Source organism: Flavobacterium sp. GW823-FHT04A11 (genome assembly GCF_058796535.1).
Genome location: NZ_CM179503.1, coordinates 3699705 through 3722395, shown reverse-complemented (window position 1 = coordinate 3722395; position 22691 = coordinate 3699705). Strand labels below are relative to the sequence as shown.

At 31.4% G+C, this 22691-nt stretch carries 17 protein-coding genes and 1 tRNA gene; 8 read left to right on the top strand and 10 right to left on the bottom strand.

Annotation, left to right across the window (positions count from 1 at the left end; translation table 11 throughout):
- The first annotated feature begins 248 nt into the window (after window positions 1–248).
- From AC3QL1_RS16165 to AC3QL1_RS16150, 4 genes are all read left to right on the top strand, one after another.
- Window positions 249–1403: a M14 family metallopeptidase gene (locus AC3QL1_RS16165; protein ID WP_492492962.1), complete on the top strand. Its 1155-nt coding sequence runs from the start codon at window positions 249–251 to the stop codon at window positions 1401–1403.
- A gap of 77 nt (window positions 1404–1480) precedes the next feature.
- Window positions 1481–1960, top strand: coding sequence for an Lrp/AsnC family transcriptional regulator (locus tag AC3QL1_RS16160; RefSeq protein ID WP_007805990.1), 480 nt, complete (start codon window positions 1481–1483; stop codon window positions 1958–1960).
- A gap of 86 nt (window positions 1961–2046) precedes the next feature.
- Complete coding sequence (locus AC3QL1_RS16155) at window positions 2047–4632, top strand: phosphoenolpyruvate carboxylase (RefSeq protein WP_492492959.1); 2586 nt, start codon at window positions 2047–2049, stop codon at window positions 4630–4632.
- A 40-nt stretch (window positions 4633–4672) separates the two neighbouring features.
- A complete protein-coding gene (locus AC3QL1_RS16150) occupies window positions 4673–5188 on the top strand; it encodes a DinB family protein (RefSeq protein WP_492492957.1) in 516 nt (171 codons plus the stop codon).
- A 137-nt stretch (window positions 5189–5325) separates the two neighbouring features.
- Here AC3QL1_RS16150 and recQ read toward each other — a convergent pair whose 3' ends face one another.
- From recQ to AC3QL1_RS16120, 6 genes are all read right to left on the bottom strand, one after another.
- Window positions 5326–7440, bottom strand: a complete 2115-nt coding sequence (gene recQ, locus AC3QL1_RS16145; RefSeq protein ID WP_492492955.1) for a DNA helicase RecQ — start codon at window positions 7438–7440, stop codon at window positions 5326–5328.
- Between the two features lie 144 nt (window positions 7441–7584).
- Window positions 7585–7995, bottom strand: a complete 411-nt coding sequence (locus tag AC3QL1_RS16140; protein ID WP_492492954.1) for a DNA primase — start codon at window positions 7993–7995, stop codon at window positions 7585–7587.
- 7 nt (window positions 7996–8002) lie between these two features.
- Complete coding sequence (locus AC3QL1_RS16135; protein WP_347053641.1) at window positions 8003–8971, bottom strand: deoxyhypusine synthase family protein; 969 nt, start codon at window positions 8969–8971, stop codon at window positions 8003–8005.
- 107 nt (window positions 8972–9078) lie between these two features.
- Window positions 9079–10482 carry a type III PLP-dependent enzyme domain-containing protein gene (locus tag AC3QL1_RS16130; RefSeq protein ID WP_492492952.1) on the bottom strand — a complete coding sequence of 468 codons (1404 nt, stop codon included), beginning with the start codon at window positions 10480–10482 and terminating at the stop codon, window positions 9079–9081.
- A 297-nt stretch (window positions 10483–10779) separates the two neighbouring features.
- Window positions 10780–11847 (bottom strand): 3-dehydroquinate synthase, encoded by a 1068-nt coding sequence (gene aroB / locus AC3QL1_RS16125; RefSeq protein WP_492492951.1) that lies wholly within the window; start codon window positions 11845–11847, stop codon window positions 10780–10782.
- Window positions 11848–11965: 118 nt separating this feature from the next.
- Window positions 11966–14263, bottom strand: coding sequence for an O-antigen ligase family protein (locus AC3QL1_RS16120; RefSeq protein WP_492492949.1), 2298 nt, complete (start codon window positions 14261–14263; stop codon window positions 11966–11968).
- Between the two features lie 292 nt (window positions 14264–14555).
- On the opposite strand from AC3QL1_RS16120, the gene AC3QL1_RS16115 reads away from it, so the two are divergent.
- Window positions 14556–15725 (top strand): proline dehydrogenase family protein, encoded by a 1170-nt coding sequence (locus tag AC3QL1_RS16115; RefSeq protein WP_492492947.1) that lies wholly within the window; start codon window positions 14556–14558, stop codon window positions 15723–15725.
- Window positions 15726–15837: 112 nt separating this feature from the next.
- On the opposite strand, the gene AC3QL1_RS16110 is transcribed toward AC3QL1_RS16115, so the two are convergent.
- A complete protein-coding gene (locus tag AC3QL1_RS16110; RefSeq protein WP_492492945.1) occupies window positions 15838–15987 on the bottom strand; it encodes a hypothetical protein in 150 nt (49 codons plus the stop codon).
- A 120-nt stretch (window positions 15988–16107) separates the two neighbouring features.
- Window positions 16108–17898, bottom strand: coding sequence for an ABC transporter ATP-binding protein (locus AC3QL1_RS16105; protein WP_492492944.1), 1791 nt, complete (start codon window positions 17896–17898; stop codon window positions 16108–16110).
- Between the two features lie 265 nt (window positions 17899–18163).
- On the opposite strand from AC3QL1_RS16105, the gene AC3QL1_RS16100 reads away from it, so the two are divergent.
- Window positions 18164–18241 (top strand) — tRNA-Val (locus AC3QL1_RS16100).
- A gap of 66 nt (window positions 18242–18307) precedes the next feature.
- Here the strand turns inward: AC3QL1_RS16100 and AC3QL1_RS16095 are convergent.
- Both AC3QL1_RS16095 and AC3QL1_RS16090 read right to left on the bottom strand, forming a co-directional pair.
- Window positions 18308–19300, bottom strand: coding sequence for a nuclease-related domain-containing protein (locus AC3QL1_RS16095; protein ID WP_492492942.1), 993 nt, complete (start codon window positions 19298–19300; stop codon window positions 18308–18310).
- 270 nt (window positions 19301–19570) lie between these two features.
- Window positions 19571–20086, bottom strand: a complete 516-nt coding sequence (locus AC3QL1_RS16090; RefSeq protein ID WP_492492940.1) for a GNAT family N-acetyltransferase — start codon at window positions 20084–20086, stop codon at window positions 19571–19573.
- 278 nt (window positions 20087–20364) lie between these two features.
- Between AC3QL1_RS16090 and AC3QL1_RS16085 the strand changes: the two genes are divergently transcribed.
- Complete coding sequence (locus AC3QL1_RS16085; protein WP_492492938.1) at window positions 20365–21507, top strand: outer membrane protein assembly factor BamB family protein; 1143 nt, start codon at window positions 20365–20367, stop codon at window positions 21505–21507.
- Window positions 21508–21653: 146 nt separating this feature from the next.
- Window positions 21654–22580 (top strand): bifunctional helix-turn-helix transcriptional regulator/GNAT family N-acetyltransferase, encoded by a 927-nt coding sequence (locus AC3QL1_RS16080; RefSeq protein WP_492492936.1) that lies wholly within the window; start codon window positions 21654–21656, stop codon window positions 22578–22580.
- Window positions 22581–22691: the final 111 nt, after the last annotated feature.

The following is a 22691-nucleotide window of genomic DNA, read 5'->3' as shown; positions in this document are numbered from 1 at the left end:
TTACAATAGTAAATAGTATTTTTATTAATGAAAAAGACTTAATTTCACTATAAGTAACGACGTATAATTGATTGAAATAGAGTCATTTACTTTGTCGCATTAACATATATAACAATTGTTAACTTTAATTCTTTATAATCTGTGATTTAAACATTAAAAACTGTTTACATTTCTAAATACTCATTATTTTTAACTGTTTACAAATGTAAAAATAAAGATGTTTACTTTTGTAAACTAATCGAATTACAATGAATTTAGAAGAATTATTTAACCAATACAAAGAGCAATCTATATCAGGGCGTTATCTTACTTTAGATCATATTAAGCCAATATTAGAAAAGCTAAATACAAATAATCAAGTTAAAATTATAGGTCATTCTGTTTTAAACAAACCTATATATAGTTACGAAATTGGTACAGGAGAAACGCGTATTTATTTATGGTCTCAAATGCACGGAAATGAAAGCACCACAACTAAGGCACTTTTTGATTTTATAAACGTATTAAAGAGCGGATCTGATTTTGCTGAGAAAATGCTTAAAACATTTACTTTTTATGCTATTCCGATTCTAAATCCTGATGGTGCAGCACTTTATACACGTGAAAATGCTAATAAGATAGACTTAAACCGTGATTCTCAAAATCTGACTCAACCTGAGAGTAATGTTTTAAGAGCTGTATTTAATACTTTTAAACCGCATTATTGCTTTAATCTCCACGATCAGCGTACTATCTTTGGAGCCGGAGATACAGGAAAACCAGCTACAGTTTCGTTTCTTTCCCCTTCTTTTAATGAAGAAAGAGACATAAATGATAACCGCTTAAAGGCAATAAATTTAATTGCCGGAATCAATGATGTGCTGCAGGAGTATATTCCGGGGCAAGTAGGGCGTTTTGATGATTCGTTCAATATCAATTGTATAGGAGATACGTTTCAGTTTTTAGGTGTACCCACTATTTTATTCGAAGCAGGGCATTTTCAGGGCGATTATGAAAGAGAAATTACCCGAAAATACATATTTTTCTCACTAATTTCAAGTTTTAAACTACTTTCCGAAAACGATTTAGTTGATAATCGATTTAATGATTATTTGAATATTTCACAAAATAAAGTGGTTTTTTATGATTTTATGTATAAAAACATCAAAATAAATTATGATGGTATCGAAATTATTACGAATTTTGTCGCACAATACAAAGAAGAATTGATTGAAAATAAGATTCAATTTAATGCTTACATAGTTGAAGTAGGCGATTTGGAAAATTATTTCGGGCATTATGAATATGACGGACAAGGTGCTGAATATTCAGATGATTTGGATAACTTTCCGAAATTGAATCAGAAAGCAGATTTTTATTTAAATAAAAATGTTAAATTTGTTAACGGATTGACAAAAAGTTAATTTTTATGTGAATTTGTTATTTTTTATATATATTTTTATACTTTGTTATAGCAATTAGTAATATTAATTAAAGAATTATGAGTAAATTTCGTTTAGATGAAGTAGATCACCAGATTTTAGATATGTTAATAGACAATACGAGAGTTCCGTTTACTGACATTGCAAAAAAATTATTGATATCTGCTGGAACAGTACATGTTAGAGTAAAAAAAATGGAAGACGCAGGGATTATAATGGGATCTTCACTAGCCTTAGATTACGATAAATTAGGGTATTCATTTATTGCTTATGTAGGTGTATTTCTTAATAATACGTCTCAAACTAAATTTGTATTAGAGCGAATCAACCAAATTCCATTCGTAACTGTAGCTTCTGTAACAACAGGAAAATTCAATATTTTCTGTAAAATCAGAGCGAAAGATACAAAACACGCGAAGGAAGTTATTTTCATGATAGACGATATCGAAGGCGTTTACAGAACAGAAACAATGATTTCATTAGAAGAAAGTATAAACGATAAGAAGCGTTTGATGCATACTATTTTTAAAAATATGTAATATTTTCTTGAATGCTATATTAAAATATAACCTCAAGTTTATTCTTGGGGTTTTTTTATGACCAATTAACCAACCAACTATAGATTATGTACACGTTACCTAAAATAGAACGTTTTAATCAAGATGTTCTTTCAAAATATCACATTTACAATAGTGTATTTATAACATTACCTTTTGATTCTATTGACAATACTGGAGTTTTACTTCCTTTATTTACAGAAACTTGCGAAACGGGCTTTAAAAAACAAGAAACACCAAAAGAGATTTTTGATTTCTTTTCGAATAAATATTTAAATAATGCTTCTGAGACTGAAAAAATCGATTTAATGTTTCGATTTATTCAGTATATAGAACGTCAGATTGTATTATTTGATGCTATCGAAGACGCTGCTTTTCCCGTTGTAAACAACATGGAAGGACGCGGTTCTCTTCGTGATATCAAAGAGAAATCAGATGCAAAAGAAAAGGATGATGATCTTATTGAATTCCTTGAGAATTTCAACGTAAGAACCGTTTTAACAGCACATCCTACGCAATTTTATCCTGGGCCGGTTCTGGGAATTATAAATGATTTAACGGAAGCGATCCGATTGAATAATTTATTGAAAATTAAACAATTATTAGCTCAGTTAGGAAAAACACCTTTTATCCAGAACGAAAAACCAAATCCTTATGATGAAGCGGTGAGTTTGATCTGGTATCTGGAAAATGTTTTCTACGCAACATCAGGAGAAATTGTTCACTATTTGCAAAAAAATATTCTTCACGGAAATGCGATTCAAAACCAATTAATCAAACTTGGTTTTTGGCCGGGAGGTGACCGTGACGGAAATCCTTTTGTAACAACAGAGATTACTTTAAAAGTAGCAGAACGTTTGCGTACTTCTATTTTGAAGTGTTATTATGTTGAAATGAGAAGTTTAAAAAGAAAGCTAACTTTCTCAGGTGTAGATACTTTGGTATTAGATCTTGAACAAAAACTTTATCGTTCCGTTTTTTATTCAAAAGGAGAAATTTACATTACTTTAGAGGAATTATTATCACAACTGAATGCAATTCGAAGCATTATAATCGAAAAACATCAATCATTATACTTAGATGAACTGGATGCATTTTTGGTAAAAATTAATTTGTTTGGATTCCATTTTGCGACTTTGGATATTCGTCAGAATAGTAAAATTCATAATGTTGTTTTCAAAGATGTTGTGAATTATTACCTGAAGTCAGGATCTAAAATTTTTCCTGAAAATTATTATGAATTATCAGAAGAAGATAAATTGATTGTTTTATCAAAAGTAAAAGGAGAATTGAATCCGGATCATTTTGACGATGAAATCACAAAATCTACTTTAGAATCTGTTCAGGCTATAAAAACGATTCAGGAACGCAATGGTGAATTTGGTGCAAACCGCTACATTATTAGTAATAACGAAAGTGCCCTGAATGTAATGGAGACTTTTGCAATGATTCGTTTGAATAATTGGGAAAATCCTACGGTTGATATTATTCCGCTTTTTGAATCAGTTGATGATTTGCAAAATGCACACCATATCATGGAGCAATTGTATACAAATCCTGAATATTCTAAACACTTGCAAGACAGAGGAAATAAACAAACGATCATGCTTGGTTTCTCTGACGGAACAAAAGATGGTGGTTATTTAATGGCTAACTGGAGTATATATCAGGCAAAAATTGCTTTGACAGAAATTTCAAGAAAATATGGCATTAAAGTAATTTTCTTTGACGGCCGTGGCGGACCTCCGGCTCGTGGTGGTGGAAAAACACATAAATTCTACGCTTCTCTGGGACCAAAAATCGAAAACAACGAAATTCAGATTACAGTTCAGGGACAAACGATTAGCTCTAATTTCGGAACGCTGGATTCTTGTCGTTACAACATCGAAAACTTATTAAGTGCAGGTGTAACCAATCAGGTTTTCAGCAAAGAGAAAAACGAATTAACTGCTGCAGAAACGGCAATTTTAACACAGTTGGCAGGTTTAGGTTATGACAAATATCTGAGCTTTAAAAACCATCCAAAATTTATTCCATATCTGGAAAAGATGAGTACTTTGAAGTATTATTCTAAAACAAATATTGGAAGCCGTCCATCAAAAAGAAGCAAATCTGAGCAATTGGATTTTGCTGATTTAAGAGCGATTCCTTTTGTAGGTTCATGGAGTCAGTTGAAACAAAATGTACCAGGATTTTTTGGAGTAGGAACGGCGTTGAAGTATTTTGAAGATAATAATCAGTGGGATAAAGTAAGTGATTTGTATCATAATTCATTATTCTTTAGAACATTGCTGGAAAACAGTATGATGTCATTGGCAAAATCATTTTTTCCTTTAACAGCATACATGAGAAAAGATCCTGAATTTGGGGAATTCTGGCAAATCATTTATGATGAATTTGTAGAAACAAAACGTCTTTTGCTTAAAATTGCAGGTCATGCAACATTAATGGAGAATTATCCTGATGGTATAGCTTCGATTCAGGTAAGAGAGCGTATTGTGATGCCATTGTTGACCATACAGCAATATGCTTTGTTGAGAATTAATGAATTGAACAAAGAAGATGGCAATAATGAAGAGCTAGTTAAAGTATATGAAAAAATCGTAACAAGATCTCTTTTCGGAAATACAAATGCGAGTAGAAACTCAGCTTAACATAGAATTTTAACTCATTTTATAATTAAAAAATAAAAGAATGAATTCAAGCCAATTATCAGAAAATGAATATTCAGGCGGATTTGCGACTTATATTCGTGAAGCTGGAGATGTAAATTTGATTGAAGAATTAGAGATTTCGCTACATGATTTTATCCGATTTGTTCAAAATATCCCGATGGATAAATTTGATTATCGCTATGCTGAAGGCAAATGGACCATTAAGGATATTATCCAGCATTTAATGGATTGCGAGCGTATTTTTGCTTATCGCGCTTTACGTTTTTCAAGAAATGATAAAACACCTTTGGCAAGTTTTGAAGAAGACGATTATGCAAATAATACCGATTCAAATAAAAGAAGTATTCAGGATTTATTAACGGAATTATCTGCTTTAAGACACTCAACTTTATTATTTTACAAAAGTTTATCTGAAGAACAACTTAAACGTATTGGAACTGCTTCTAATATTCAAATTTCTGTTCGTGCGTTGGGCTTTGTAATCATCGGACATCAAAAACATCATCAAAAAGTTTTTGAAGAAAGATATTTGTAGAAGTTAAAATATGACATATAAAAAAATCCTGTTAAGTAAATTTCACAGGATTTTTTGTTTTAATAAGTTGTCATTTCTTACATCCGTTAAACCCGACAGGTTTTTAAAACCTGTCGGGTTTACTATGCGAAATGAAATTATTTATTCCTCTCCACAATAGCAAGCCCAAAACGGATTTTATCATAAGATAATTTCTCTTCAAAATGATCATAATATGGTTTCAAAGCTGTTGGATATTCAAGTTCAACTTGTGCTTTATGCAGAAGTTTAACCTCTTCATCAGAAACAAACTGGCTTATATCAATATCATGTCCGTCCACATATAATTTAGCTAAATGCGAAATAATGGTAGTTTGACCAAGATTTCGTTTTGCAGCAATTTCTTCAATAGTATTTCCATTTTGAAAAAGCTCTAAGGTTGTTTTATATGTGTTGCCTTCTTTTTTGGGTTTAGATTTAGCGTTTTCTCTTTTTACTTTTTCATAGTAAATAATGGCATCTATAAACTCCTGTCCATATTTTTCGAGTTTCGCTTTACCAACACCATCAATGGCCAAAAATTCTTCGTCACTCATTGGTCGTAAAGTTTCCATTTGTCTCAAAGCAGCGTCACTGAAAATTACATAAGCCGGAACTTCTTCATCTTTAGAAATTTCATAACGCAATTTTCGAAGTATTTCAAAAAGAGAATTTTTCGCCGCTTTTGTTTTTGTTTCTTTGACTTCGTTTTTATCAATTACTTTTTTAACAACAGTTGTCAGTTTTACTTTTTCACCTTCAAACAAAACTTTCCTGGCAAAAGGAGTGAGTAAAATTTTATTATGCTGATGAAAAGCAATTTCGCAATATCCGAGATTAATCAACTGAATCAGGTATTGATTCCAATCGTACCAGGAAATGTCATCGCCAATTCCGTACGTTTTTAAGTTTTGATAATTTTTTTCGTAGATATATGCGTTTTTTGATCCTCTTAAAAAATCGACAATTACAGCCAAAGGTTCAGATTCCTGCAAACGGGTAATAGCTGAAAGTGCTTTTTGAGCTAAAATTGTTCCGTCAAAAAATGTTGGCGGTTTTTTACAAATATCGCAGTTACCGCAGTTTTCAGTAACCAATTCACCAAAATAAGAAAGAAGAATTTTTCGTCTACAGCTCAAAGCGTCTGCATATTGTTTCATTCTTTCCAGTTTTGCTAGCTGAACATCAGAATTTAATCCTTCTGAAGCAAATTTCTGCAATTGAATAACATCTGCATAACTTTCAAACAAAACAGTTTCAGCAGGTAATCCGTCACGCCCTGCACGGCCAATTTCCTGATAATAACCTTCTATATTTTTGGGCAAATTATAATGAATTACCCAGCGAACATTCGATTTGTCAATTCCCATTCCAAATGCAATGGTAGCGCAAACTACCTGACAATCATCATTTATAAATTCATCTTGTGTTTTAGCACGGATTTTATTTTCTAAGCCGGCATGATATGCTTTTGCTTTAACACCGCTTTTTTGCAATTTTAATGCAAGTTCTTCTGTTGTTTTTCTGCTTAAGCAATATATAATTCCCGATTCGTTGGGTTTGTTCTCAACGAAATCAATAATTTGTTTGACACGATCTAAGGCAGGGCGAACTTCGAGACTTAAATTTTTTCTATCGAATGAAGCTACAAAAGTTTTAGGGTTTCTTAATTTTAGCTGTTTTGTAATATCCGTACGCGTTGCTTTATCTGCCGTAGCGGTCAAAGCTAAAACCGGAGTAGAAGGGAAGCGGCTTTTTAAATATCCCAAATTCGTATAAGCCGGTCTAAAATCATGTCCCCAAGAAGAAATACAATGCGCTTCGTCGATTGCAATTAGACTGATTGTCAATTCATTAAAAACAACATCGAGATAAGATAAACTTTCGGGAGCAATATAAACAAGTTTAAATGTATTAGATTTTAAATTGTCGATATAAAATTGCTGTTCTTCGCTGGATTGACTGCTGTTGATATAACAAGCAGAAATTCCGTTTGTTTTTAGACTATCTACCTGATCTTTCATTAAGGCAATTAAAGGCGAAATTACAATTGTAATTCCGGGTAAAACCAAAGCAGGTAATTGAAAACAAATCGATTTTCCTCCACCGGTTGGCATTATCGCTAAAGTATCCTGTCCCGAAAGAATGGTTTGGATAATCGTTTCCTGATTCGGTCTAAATTTCTCAAATCCAAAATTTTCTTTTAGTTTGGCATGTAATATTTCTGAATTCATTTGGCTTATAATAATTAAGCATTAAATATAGAAAGAAAAGATAAATTATAATATTTTTCTTATAAAATAATTTTCTGTAAATTTTAAACAAATAAAAAAGGAACCCTGAATAGAGTTCCTTTACTTTATTTGGAAAGAGACAAATTAATCCTCGTCGTCTTCGTCATCATCTTCATCAGCAATATCATCCGGGTCTCTGTCATCATCGTCATCGTCATCTCCGCCATCTGTATCTGGTTTATCTATTGCATCATCATCCTCATCGTCATCAATATCATCGTCAAGATCAAGACCTTTTACTGGTTCAATTACATCAACATCAACGTCGATATCATCGTCTTCATCATAATTTTCGATTCTGTCAGCAAGTTTAGTACTAATTTTTACTAAATAAATAGTGTCTTCAGTACGAACTTCAACAGCTTCGATCAATTCGTTTTTAGCATTTCTAAAACGGATTACATCCGAATCATCATAACCATCAGGAAACTTTTCTACCAAAAGGTTTAAAATTTCGTTGGTAAGTTTAGCGTAGTCTACTATAACTCTTTTCATAAATATCCTATAAATCTAATAAGTAAGCAAAAATTAACGGTGCTACAATTGTTGCATCCGACTCAATAATAAATTTAGGGGTTTTAATATCTAATTTACCCCAAGTGATTTTCTCGTTTGGAACTGCACCTGAATAAGATCCGTAACTTGTTGTTGAATCTGAAATCTGGCAGAAATAACTCCAAAACGGAATATCATGCATTTCCATATCCTGATACAGCATTGGTACCACGCAAATAGGAAAATCTCCTGCAATACCACCACCAATTTGGAAAAATCCAATTCCGTTAGAACTGTTTTTTGGGTACCAGTCAGCAAGGAATGTCATATATTCAATTCCCGACTTCATAGTAGAGGCTTTCAAATCTCCTTTGATAACGTATGATGCAAAAATATTACCCATTGTACTATCTTCCCATCCCGGTACAATAATAGGTAAGTTTTTCTCAGCTGCAGCATACATCCAGCTATCTTTTAAGTCAATTTCGTAATATTCTTCTAAAACACCTGATAACAACATTTTATACATGAATTCATGTGGAAAATAACGTTCTCCCTTATCATCAGCATCTTTCCAGATTTTGTAAATGTGTTTTTGTAAACGACGAAAAGCTTCATGCTCAGGAATACAAGTGTCAGTAACACGATTTAATCCTCTTTCAAGTAATGCCCATTCGTCTTCTGGTGTCAAATCACGGTAGTTTGGTACTCTTTCGTAGTGAGAGTGAGCAACCAAATTCATGATGTCTTCTTCTAGATTGGCTCCGGTACAAGAAATAATCTGTACTTTATCTTGTCTAATTATTTCGGCAAAAATTTTACCAATTTCTGCTGTACTCATAGCGCCAGCCATACTTACCATCATTTTGGCACCATTTGCTAATTGTTGTTCATACGCTTTTGCAGCATCAACTAAAGAAGCAGAGTTAAAGTGTAAATAATGTTTTTCAATAAACTGACTGATAGGTCCTTTCATTTTTTTTGTTTTTTTGTTTTTTTTTTGAATTAAAAGTTTCAACCTTTTAGATGACACTGCAAATTAATAATTTTATAGATATTAACATTTAATTTGCAGGTTTTTTTTTATACTTTTTTTGTGTATCCTAAAATCTTCAATACGTCGTCAGAAGTTTGTTGTTCTGAGAAAACCTCAGTTGCTAAAATCCCGTTTTCGTCACGATCTATCAAAATATGTTTAGGCTGTGGAATCAAACAGTGGTGTAATCCTCCGTATCCTCCAATAGTTTCCTGATACGCACCTGTATTAAAGAAACCAATGTATAATGGCTTTTCTTTGTTGTATTTAGGCAAATAAATCGCGTTCATATTTTGCTCTGAATTGTAATAATCGTCACTATCACAAGTCAAACCTCCTAATAAAACCCGCTCGTAAGTATCATTCCAACGGTTCACCGCCAGCATGATAAAACGTTTATTTATAGCCCAAGTATCAGGCAAAGTAGTAATGAATGAAGAATCAATCATATTCCATTTTTCTCTATCATTTTGTTGTTTTTGATACAAAATCTGATAGATGGCACCGCCACTTTCACCTACTGTAAATGATCCAAATTCTGTAAAAATGTTCGGAACATCAACTTCTGCTTCATCGCAGGCAATTTTAATCTGATTGATAATTTCATCAATCATATATTGATAATCATATTCAAAGGCAAGCGAGTTTTTAATCGGGAAACCACCACCAATGTTCAATCCATCAAGAGTAGGGCATTCCTTCTTAAGTGCAATGTATACTTTGATACATTTTACCAGCTCGTTCCAGTAATATGCTGTATCGTTTATTCCGGTATTAATGAAAAAGTGAAGCATTTTAAGCTCTAATTTGTCATTTTCCTGAATTTGTTTTTTATAGAAAGAAACGATGTTTTTATATCCAATTCCTAATCTTGATGTATAAAACTCAAATTTAGGCTCTTCTTCAGCTGCAATACGAATTCCAATTTTGAATTTTCCTTTGATTTCGCCCTGAAGCAAATCAAGTTCTTCATAGTTGTCAATGATTGGAATAGTGTTTTTATGTCCGTTGTTGATTAATCTTGCAATATTACTGATATATTCGTCTCTTTTGAAACCGTTGCAGATTACATAAGTACTTTTATTGATCTTACCATTTTCAAGTAAATTCTCTACAATATTAACATCAAATGCCGAAGATGTTTCAATATGAATGTTATTCTTGAAAGCTTCATTCATAATGTATTCAAAATGAGAACTTTTTGTACAATAACAGTAGTAATATTTTGCTTCGTATTTGTTCTTTTCCATTGATTTTCTGAACCAGGCTTTCGCTTTGTTGATGTTTTCAGAAATCTGAGGCAAATAAGTAAACTTTAATGGCGTACCATATTGTTCAACCAATTTCATCAAATCGATACTATGAAATTGTAAGTTGTCTTTGTTTAATTTAAATTCCTCTTGTGGAAAATAATATGTTTGGTTTATTAGATCAGAATATTTTGTATTCATTTATTTTTCAATATTTTAGGATTGTAATTTTAATTTAAGATACGATAATAATCTTAAATTCAAACCCTAATATTGGCAAATATAATTTGCAGTTTTTCGTGTTCGGCTTTTGAGCAAAGGAAAACATCAAAGCAAAACGGACTTTTACTATTATAAAAACGGTTCAACATTCTTAGTAAAGAACTATTGAGCCGGTTTCTATAAGAACTAAAATGTCTTTGTTTTTTATTTGTTTTCATCGTGGCAAATGTAAAAAATAATATATACCTAAAGCAAAGGTTTTGATTAAAAAAAAGTTTAAGATTTATAATCTTGAAACGCATCTAGAATCAATTTATTTTCAACGGATTGGTTAATTTTTATTTTTCCTATTCCTTCAATTAATGCAAATTGAATTAATCCGTATTCATTTTTTTTGTCGTGAACAAGCAATTCTAAGATAGGTTCGATGTCATTTTCTTCAAACTCTATAAAATCGTAAATACTTTGAATTGCAGTTTTAATTTCTGCGTATTCTTCAGCTGTAATTAAATTTTTATGTAATGAAATATAACTTTCCAGAATCATTCCCACAGCGATTGCTTCTCCGTGTAATAATGTTTTTTTGGTTTCGCTCTCCAGAAAATAACTTTCAATAGCATGACCTAAAGTATGCCCGAAATTCAAGGCTTTACGAATATTTTTTTCTGTTGGATCCTGAATTACAATTTCATTTTTAATTTCGACCGAACGATAAATTAATTCATCAAAATCTGCGTAATCAATTGATTTTAAATCCAAAAATTGTCTCCAGTAAGGAGCGTCATAGATTAGACCGTGTTTGAGCATTTCTGCCAGACCGGAACGCATTTCGCTTTGTGGTAAAGTTTCAAGATAATCGGTATCAATTAAAACCATTTGCGGAACATTGATAACGCCAATCTGATTTTTAAGATTTCCAAGATCAACTCCTGTTTTTCCGCCCACAGAAGCATCAACCATAGATAAAAGAGTAGTAGGAATATTGATAAAATCAACGCCGCGCTTGAAAGTAGAAGCGACAAATCCGCCTAAATCGGTTACAACGCCGCCGCCAAGATTAATTACAAGAGATTTTCTATCAGCACCAAGTTCCGTTAATACATTCCAGATTTCGATACAGGTTTCAATGTTTTTGTTGGCTTCACCAGCTTCAAATTCGATGATTTCAATCGTTAAATCTGTTTCAAGTAAGGGCAAAAATTTAGGCAGACAATATTCATTTGTTTGATTATCAACTATAATAAACAAATTAGAATATTTATTTTCTTTTAAATGAGTATTTAGAGCTTCGTATGCATTTTGGTTGAAATGTACGAGATAATTATTGGCTTGAATAGACTGCATATCTTTTTGGTTAATTGAAACCGCAAAATAAGGCATTTTAAACTAAATAATATTCAAACTTTTGCTATAATTTGTGTCAAAAACACCTTAAATAAAATGACATTAAATAAGGAACTGCTTATTTGCAGGTTTTATTTAATTGCAGTTGTGCAGCAGCAAAATTTTTAGATTTAGAAATATTAAAATAATGACAGGAATTTTCTAAGTCATTCATTTTATTATAACAAGTTGCGATATAAAATTCGGTCATTCCATCATTTAATCCTTGATATTTTAAAGCATTTAAAAAATAATTAATAGCTTGTTTATAATGTCCCGAAAAATAATAGCACAAACCTATATTCTGCATTATATATATGTTTTTTGAATCGATCTTAAGTGCTTTTTGGTAAGATGGAATCGCTTTATCAAATTTTGATTGCGCTAAAAAAAGTTGCCCTTCGTTTGTATAGCTTTTAACTAAAATATCTTTTTTTAGATTTAGTAAAGTGCTGTCGTTTGGAATTTCTTTTAATCCCTGGTCAATAAAATGAATTAAACTTTTCTGGTTGAAATTAGTTTTTTGTAATTCATTAGCCGGAATTGTCCAGGCTTCAGTAATTTTTCTAAACCTAGAAAACAGTTTATGTTCCTTTAGTATTTCGATGGTATCTTTTTTTAATGCCGCTAAATTGGTTGAATATTTATAATAGAATAAATTTCTCGGGCGCATATAAAAAGCTTCTTTAGTATAGATATAGGCACTATCAATATTTCCTTTTTCTTTAGAAATAAAATACTTGTAAAAATTTATCCTACCGGAATATGGGTTTATTTTGCTGGCCTTAGCAAAACAGGATAGCGCCTTATCATACTTTTTCTCTCTAATATAATAAATCGCAGCATATTCATAAAATGATTCTGAAGTAAGAAATACATTAGGAAAGTGAGGCATTCTTTTAATAATTTCATCACCGGTTAATTTACCTTTTAGTTTGTTATTAATATCATCTTTAATAATTTCTCCTTCAAGATTTGAAGCTTTATAAATTAAAAAAGCGGAACAGCTGGTAATAATTGCTATGCCAATTAGTATAGGGAATGTTTTTATTTTGAATGACAAATAATTTTGAATAAAACCACGAGAGTTTACTAATGTTAATGCCAATAATAAACTAAAGAATATTTGCATTGTTGGTTTATACATTGGGAAATTAAAAAAAGCATCACAGCTGTAGACAAGTAAAAGCATTAAACTTAGAACTGCTATGTTTTTTGTATCGCCGTCGTTAGATTTTACAATTCTTATAGTATTGACAAAAAAGACGAATACAAAAAGAGATAAATAAAGGATGCCATTTAATATTCCGGTTTCAGCAAGTACTTCTAAAAAATCATTATGGGGATCTAGCGAAACGGTAAAATCATTTTCGGATGTTTTTTCATAAGGAATTGATTCAATACGATAATTACCTAATCCTATTCCTAATAGGGGATTTGCCTGGCTCATTTTTAAGGCATTTCCCCAATAAGCTAATCTTGCTTTTGCGGAAGCATCTGTTGCATTTATTTGTGTAATCCTATTTTCTACCGATTTATAACGCTCATTATTTTTGTATTTCTCAAAAGAGCGATTTGAAACAAATAATGAAATTATTATTGGTAAAATCAAAATGAAACTTTTGATTAAGCTTGATCGACTGAAAAAATGTGTTTTTAAGAAATAAAAAATATAAACAATAATGATTAAACCTAAACTAAGTAACGATGCTCTTGCACCCGTTAAAAATATGGCAGTAGTAACGAAAAATAATATAAATAGTGAAAATTTCTTTTTTATACCCGTAAAATAAGTAATTCCGAGAAATAAAAACGGAACCTTAATCGTTAAACTTGCAGCCAAAATATTGATATTCCCGGTGTTACCAGTCATAGTATTTAAAGCTTCTGCAACTGAAACATACCTTGAAAATTGTGTAAATTTATATAACGCCAAGCCTGACTGGAAAAAGGCACTAACTGAAATAATGAGAACAATTTTATACAACAGATTAAGTTTATCTTTAAGTAAAATGGTAAGATTTAGAAATAGACAAAAGATAATTATTAATTCAGTAATTCTGGTGATAACAAGAGAAGTGTTTTTAGCTGCAATAACGGATAATCCACAAAGTAGTAGAAAAACTAGATATCCTATACTGAGATAATTTCTGCGCAGTATTGGAATTATATCCGTAGAAATCATTTTTGAATTCACGTAAAAATAAATCCCTATTAAAAGATTTAAAACAGATAAATACAAAAACTGAGCATTTGCAATTAAAACACCTGATGTATTGGGTATAAAATCAATAAATAAAAGTAAAGCAATAAAAATTAAAACAATATATGTAGGAATGATTGATATTCCATTGTTTGTATTTGTTCTGATATTCATGATTATTTGTTATTTTTTACAAGGTATAATTTGTAAGAATCTGCAAATTTATTAAATTAAATCATAATATAATCTTTTTCTTACTTTTTAACATTGCGAAAGTTGATTTTTACTCCAATAGCATTCATCCAAAAAATACATTTTTGGTTTGAATATCTTTTTAAATGTCAAAAAACTCTTGTTTACAAGCTTAAAATCTACTCAAATGTTATTAGCAATATTGAAAAATAGGCGACGTTTTAGTAAATAATATTCAAAACTCTATCTATCTTTGCACAAAAAACTGACCTTAATGGAAAAAATATTCGATAACACTCAAGTTGCTTTCTCACTAAAGAGCGATACAGAACTTGATAGAGCTTATTTTCTTTTTAAAATGATTGACAGTCAACCCTTAGTAAGGATAGGAACTGCTGTTACCAATTTTGCTATCAAAGCAAATCTTCCTGTGGAAGGATTAATTCGTGCAACTGTTTTTGACCATTTTTGTGGTGGTGTAAACGAAAATGATTGTATTACAGTAGTAGACAAAATGTTTACAAAAGGAGTTTCATCTGTTTTAGATTATTCAGTTGAAGGAAAAGAAGAAGAAGAGCAGTTTGATGCTGCTTTGCAAATGACTTTAAAAACGATTGAATTTGCTAAAGAACGTTTAGCGATTCCGTTTGCTGTATTTAAGCCAACCGGTTTTGGCCGTTTTGAATTGTATGAGAAATTAGGAGAAAAACAAACATTAACTCCCGCAGAACAAGCAGAATGGGATCGTGTTGTGGCTCGTTTTGATCAGGTTTGTGGTGAAGCGCATAAAAAAGATGTGGCTTTATTAATTGATGGTGAAGAAAGCTGGATGCAGGATGCTGCTGATGATTTGGTTACCGATATGATGCGCAAATACAACAAAGAAAAAGCGATTGTTTTTAATACTTTACAAATGTACCGTTGGGATCGTTTGGATTATTTGAAAAAATTACACGAAGTTGCTAAAAATGAAGGTTTCTTTATTGGAATGAAATTAGTTCGTGGCGCTTACATGGAAAAAGAAAACAAACGCGCCGAAGAAAAAGGATACGTTTCGCCAATTTGTGTTTCAAAAGAAGCTACAGATATAAATTATGATGCTGCTGTACATTATATGTTAGAGCATTTAGAAATAATGTCAATTTTTGCTGGAACTCACAACGAATTGAGTTCTTATAAATTGATGGAAATGATGCAGGAAAAAGGAATTGCCAAAAACGATAACAAAATCTGGTTTGGACAATTGTACGGAATGAGTGATAATATTAGTTACAACTTAGCTGAAAACGGTTATAATGTCGCTAAATATCTTCCTTTCGGACCTGTAAAAGATGTGATGCCGTACTTGATTCGTCGTGCTGAAGAAAACACTTCGGTTGCCGGACAAACAAGCCGTGAATTATCAATGATTAAAGCAGAACGTAAACGTAGAAAAGGAAAATAGTCTTCAGTCTCAGTTTACAGTTTTCATATTAAAAAAGCTGTTTTTATTGGAGCTTTTTTTTGTGTAATCATTTAAACCCGACAGGTTTTTGAAACCTGTCGGGTTTGTTATGTTAAGGATTCTCGGAAAGTTTGTCATTTCGATTCTGATAAAACCAAATCTTTTTAGGAGCTAATCCCGCTATCCGTTCCAATCTTTTGCTTTTTAAAGGAAAAAGCAAAAGGATTTCCACTTCTATCGGGGCTAGGGCAATCATTTCCATAAAAACATTCCGTTTAGTATATCATTTCGAGGAACCAGAAATGAAAAAAGGATGAAAGATCTTAATCTTTCACCCTTTTTATATTGGAATTTAGAATTTCCTAAAATTGGAATTTCTTCATTAAGAGTTACTAAACTGAAGATTACTCAGATTTTTATAAATCCCGTTCTCCAGGTTTATTAATTCCTGATGCGTTCCTTCTTCTGTGATTATTCCGTTATCCAGAACTAAAATTTTGTCAGCATTTCTAATAGTTGAAAGACGGTGGGCGATAATAATACTTGTTCTTCCTTCCATTAAAACTTCTAAAGCTTCCTGAACCAGTTTTTCGCTTTCACTGTCTAATGATGATGTTGCTTCATCCAGAATCAAAATACTTGGGTTTTTAAGCAAAGCTCTCGCAATTGCAATACGCTGACGTTGTCCTCCTGATAATTTTACGCCGCGTTCTCCCACAAGTGTTTCGAATTTTTCCGGAAATCCTTCAACAAAATTCAAGGCATTGGCCTGTTTTGCTGCCAACATAATTTCTTCATTTGTGGCGTCCGGTTTTCCGTAAGCAATATTTTCTCTGATCGTTCCTCCAAATAAAATTACATCCTGCGGAACAATACTCATATTTCCACGAAGATTTTCAAGATCATAATCGTAAATACTTTTCCCGTCAACAAGGATTTCTCCTGATGTAATATCGTAAAAGCGTAATAGTAGAGATGAAATAGTCGATTTTCCGGCACCACTTGGTCCAACGATTGCTATTTTTTGACCAAATTCAGCTTTGAAATTTACGTCTTTTAAAACCTGAACTTCCTTGCGTGAAGGATAACTAAAAGCAACATTATTGAAGCTAACAACTCCTCTTAGTTTTTCTATAGAAGATGATTTTTGAGTCGCTTTTATATCTTCGGGAGTTTCCTCTAATAATTCAAAAACGCGTTCTGTAGCTCCAACTGCTTTCTGGATTTGAGCATACATCTCGGCAATTCCTCCAAAAGAAGCACCAATAAAGGTGGTATAAAGTACAAATGAAATTAAATCACCAACACCTTCAACTTCTCCTTTAATAGTTAAAGTAATTCCGTACCAAACAACGGCTACAACACATCCAAAAAGGCAAAGAATAATAAATGAGGCAAAATAACCTCTGTATTGACCTCCTTTGATAGCGATTTTTACAATTTCTTTAATCTTATTTTTATAACGCTGAATTTCGTACCATTCGTTAGCAAAAGCTTTTACATTGCTGATTCCCTGTAACGTTTCTTCAACGATTACCTGACTTTCGGCCACTTTATCTTGTGTTTTTTTTCCGTATTTACGAATAAATCGCCCAAAAATTACTGCTGCAACGGCAACAACGGGAACGATTGCCAACATCATTAAAGTCAATTTTGGACTAATACTTCCCAAAATAATAAAACCTCCAATGATTAATATAAACTGACGTAAAAACTCCGCAATTGTGGTCGTAAAAGTGTCTTGCAATTGCGAAATATCAGCGCTAATTCTACTATTAAGTTCTCCAACACGTTTTTGAGAATAAAATGACATTGGTAACTTAACCAGATTCTCATACAATGCAAAACGAATATTTGACAATGAGTTTTCGGTAAAATTCACAAAAAGTGAAATTCTGAAAAAAGAGAAAATAGCCTGCAACGCCAAAATTACCATAAGTGCCACGGCAATTTCATTTGCTCTGTGAAGATCTTTATTGGTAACACAATCTACCAGCATTCCCATTAATTTTGGAAAGGCGAGGGCAGTAGCGCTGGTTAATAATAGGAAAATCAAACCCAGGAAAAATTTCCATTTATGGTTTTTAGCGTATTTAAAAATTCTGAGAGCTTTTTGAAGTGAGTTAGAGTCTAATTTAGCTTTCGGTAAATCATTTTCTTGAAATCTTGCCATTTGAATATACAATTAAGGTATGCAAATGTATGACTATAGCAAATGAATACAAAAGAATATTACCAATTCCGTTTTCAGATTTCGTTTTTTAACTAAATGATAAGAAAATGCTAATTTTAATTTACGATTTAAGAAGCTGAAAAATAGATTGCTAAATAAAAATATGAAAAAATATTTCATTTTATTTTTAAAAACGCTTGCAAATACAAATTCTAGCTGTATATTTGCACTCGCAATCACAATATGATAGCGACCTAGTAAAATAGGGCGATTAGCTCAGCTGGTTCAGAGCACCTCGTTTACACCGAGGGGGTCGGGGGTTCGAACCCCTCATCGCCCACCAAGAAACTCCTTAAGAAATTAAGGAGTTTTTTATTTTTATTCTAGCTGTTATGGCAACTATTTTATATCACTTATTAATCCGTAAAATCATATCAGCAATTCTCTTTGTCTCAGTATCTGAAAATATCGGTGTAAAATAATTCACATAATTTAGAAGTTCGTTGACAGTCAAAATCTTAACATACTGAAACTCCGCTTTTGGTTTTATGGTAGTCAAAACAATGAGATTTTTAATTGGTATTTTTTTTTCACCCCAATGATGCTTTTCTAAACTTAAATGATAATTACTCATCTCGTTATTTAGCAGATAAAATAATGCAAAGCTCGACCTCTTAATTTGTTCTACAGGTGAACGTAAGCTTAAATTTTTCAATGATTTTTCACTCCAATTTTTTGTCTCGATAAGAAATATTCCCGATGGACCTACAAGTATGTGGTCAATTTGAACGGACTTTATATAATCATTTTCTTGTCTATTATAGATTGCAGGCGAAAATGAAACGGCAAAATCATTAATTAAAAAATACTCGTCAGATAGAGTTTCTAATGTCTTAACTACTTTTTGTTCTCCTAATGCACCATAAATGTAACTACTGAGCTCGTCTATTATTGCTTTTTTTCTTTCGAGTTCTGATAAAGGGTATTGAACATTTTGCTTCACTGCTTCATTAAAATCTGAAGTAATAAATTGATAACGATTGCTTTTGATTTGGTAATCTTCAACAAGTTTGTTTATTGACATTTTCACTTCAATTTCAAAATTATGCTCCTTGCGCTTAATTTTTATTTTATAGTTCCAATACCTTAAACGACTGGCTAGTTTCTGAAAAAAGTTTGTTGAAGAATTACTTGTTGAAATATCCAGTTGCCGTTTCAGTTTATCAATTTCGTTTGTCAATCTTTGAACTGATTGTTGTCTTTGTATTTCGATTGCTATGTCTAAATTCGGCAAATCTATGTTAAGAGTATTTTTTTCTTCCTCAATCAGATTTTCATAGTGAGAAATTAATCGCTGTCTTAAAATCGTATATGATTTTTGAAAATCGATAACTTCTTTCAATGATTTAAAGTCATGGATGTTGCTTTGCTCTAAATGTAATTTTAAAGCCGTCAATGAACCAATCTTATTATAAGTCCTGCACATTTGTTTGCCGCTTGTTAATTATTGGGTGTCATTATTAACTCTAACTTAGTTATTCCTGCCATAAAATAGCATCTGGAACTCTGTAAAGTAATTTAGCTGTGAGTAATTATTCTTTTTAGCTAATATAATAAAAATTTTACTACAATTTACTGCTAGTTTAAAGATAAATCTAACATTGTCAAGTGTTTATAAATCACATCTAAATAAAATAATATTTGGATTCTCATCAATTATATCGTCCAATTTCCTGAAATTTAATTTTTGGAGAAGTTTAACGGAACTTTGATTCTCTTTATGTGTTTGGGCATCTATCGTTTTTATTCCCTGTGTTTTTATTGCATATTCTAAAACCTTTTTTACAGCTTCATTCATAATTCCCTGGCCATGATATTCAGGAAGAAGCTCATATCCAATTTCGCATTTCTTTAAATTTTCTGAAAAGTCAAAAAGACAAATTGTACCAATTAATTTATCTTCACCAGTCTTTGTAATTGCCCAATAAAAAAGCTCGTCATCTTCATTTTCGATTATATTGCTGATGAAATTTAAGGCGTCTTCTACTGTTTTGCTCGGTTTTCTGCCAAGAAATTTATTTACTTCTGCATCCGAACGCAATTGCAATATTTCTTCCGAATCATTTATTGAAAGTTTTCGAAGCGTAAGTCTTTCGGTAATTAAGATTGGAAAAGTCTGTAAATTCATGTCGTTTTTGTTTTCAGTATTTTTTTCAGATTAATAATTAATTGTCTATCAAACTAATATACCAAATGTTGTGTCGCAATTTATTAATCTTTTTTAAGATAAAGGAGAGATCTTATTCCTTTTTTGCTCATTCATTTTTTAATTCTTACTGATAATCCAAAGGGATATAACTTCTAAAACGCTATAATGATTTTTTACTATATTTGGCATTGATATTCTTTTGTTTGGCAGATTTATTGCTAATAAGAAAATCGAATCATAAACCCCAAATTTTAAAAATGAAAAAAAATCTAATAACTCTTTTATTTGTATTTATTGTTATAAATATATTTGGGCAAACGCCAGCTAATGATGTCACTAATAAGGTCTTAAATGCGGTTACAAAAGTTCCGTTAGACGGAGCATCAATCCTCATTTATGATTACGACGGTTCGCTTATATCATTTGATTTAGAGGCTGAACATATTAATTGGACTGTAAAAGCCACGGATTCTTATACAGAAATGTGTGCAAATAAAATAACGCTGCAAGATGGTGTGATTTATATTCCGTTTATTAATGGTGAAATTTTCGCAGTTGATAACCAAACCGGTGAAATTTTTTGGAAATCAAGAATAGGAAATATTACAGATCAAATTGTATTAAAAGATCAAATTCCAACCCTAAATAATGGAAAACTTTATATCACGGCTCAAAATGGAAACATTTACGCTCTCAATATAAAAAATGGCAGTTTGTCGTGGAGTTACAAATTAGATTCTGCAAATAACGATATTCCGGTGCTCTTTTTTGACAACAAAATTTTTACCCAAAGTGGCTCAAGTTTCTATAGTTTTGATGCGAATACAGGAAAACTTCTTTACCAAAAAACCTTTGAGCAGCCTTTGTCCGGAAAACCTGTAACAGATGGTGAAAATATTTTTATAGCAAATGAAAAAAATGTGGTTTTTGCTTTAAGTCCCGTTAAACCGGATATTTTATGGGAATTTAAATTAGATGAAAATCAAAATAATATCAGGGAACGTATATTTTGCAAAGACAAAAAGATATATTTTGCAGCACAAGGCGCAGAAGTTTCTTCAATATATGCCGTAGATTCAAAAACAGGAACTCAGCTTTGGAAAAGAGATTTTAGCGATAATGTCGAATATGTAGTTGAGGAAAGTGATAATATTTGGGGATATACGCGTAAAGCAAAACTTTTTCAATTGGACATTACAAATGGCGAAATAGCATTTGAAGTAAAATTAACAACAAAACCTATTTCAAATCTTGAATTTGCGATTGATGATTCTTTGTTTTATTATTCTGATGCTGCTTTAATTCAATTTGAATTTAATACAAAAGACGAAAACGAAGTTTATCTTAGAACATCCATTAAAGATGACGTTTACAGTGCGTATGTAAAATTAATTCGATAAAAAATCAAGTGTCAAATTCTAAAAACACATCAAATATTTCCAAAAACTCCTTAATAAATTAGGGAGTTTTTTTATAGAATAAATTTCTAAAAACATAGTTGACAAAAGCAACTATTTGTTATATTTGTATTTTAAATTCAAAATACATGGAAAATATAACCTCTCAAATTAGATCATTTAATAGATTTTATACGTCGCATTTAGATATCTTAAATCAGCATTATCTTAATAGTGATTACTCTTTAACAGAATTACGTATTGTACACGAAATTGGCGCAGCAAAAGAAATAACGGCTCAGGAAATTTGTGAAATCCTAAATCTTGACAAAGGCTATTTGAGCAGAATAGTAAAACGACTTTTGAAAGATGAAATAATTGAAAAAAGCTCTTCTGTGCAGGATAAACGTGCTTTCAATATTAAACTTTCAGCGTCTGGAGAAAAATTATTAAAGACTTTAAGCAATATTGCAGACCAACAAACGGAATCAAAAATTGAAAATCTAAGCCCTTTAGAAAAAGAAAAACTGGTGAATTCCATGCGTGATGTAAAGAATTTATTAGCTGGAAATAATGATAAACTTTCGACAAATGAAATTACATACCGTCATGATATTAAACCCGGGGATATTGGTTACATCATTTATCTTCACAGCATAATTTATGCGCAGGAATCAAGTTTTTCGAGCGAATTTGAATTGTATGTAATAAAATCTTTTTCCACCTTTCTGGAACATTATTCTCCTGAAAAAGACCGTATTTGGATGGCTGAATACAATAACAAAATCATCGGCTGTATCGCTATTGTTCATAAAACAGAAGAAGAAGCTCAGCTAAGATGGTTTTTATTAGATCCCGATTTCAGGGGATTAGGAATTGGTAATAAACTTTTGAATGATGCTATCGCTTTCTGTCACGATAAAAAATATAAAAACGTATTTCTTTTAACTACAAACATGCAGCTTCGCGCACTCGAGATGTACAAAAAAATTGGATTTGAATTGACCGAATCAAAAAAAGTAAATCAATGGGGAACTATTCTTCATGATGAACGTTATGATTTGAAAATTGTTTAAGATTAAAATGAAAAACTCCATTATTTCTAATGGAGTTTTTTTAGGCTTTTAAGTTACTATAATCCTAAATTTATTTCATTTTAACATTGAAGGCAAACCTAATTTTGGTAA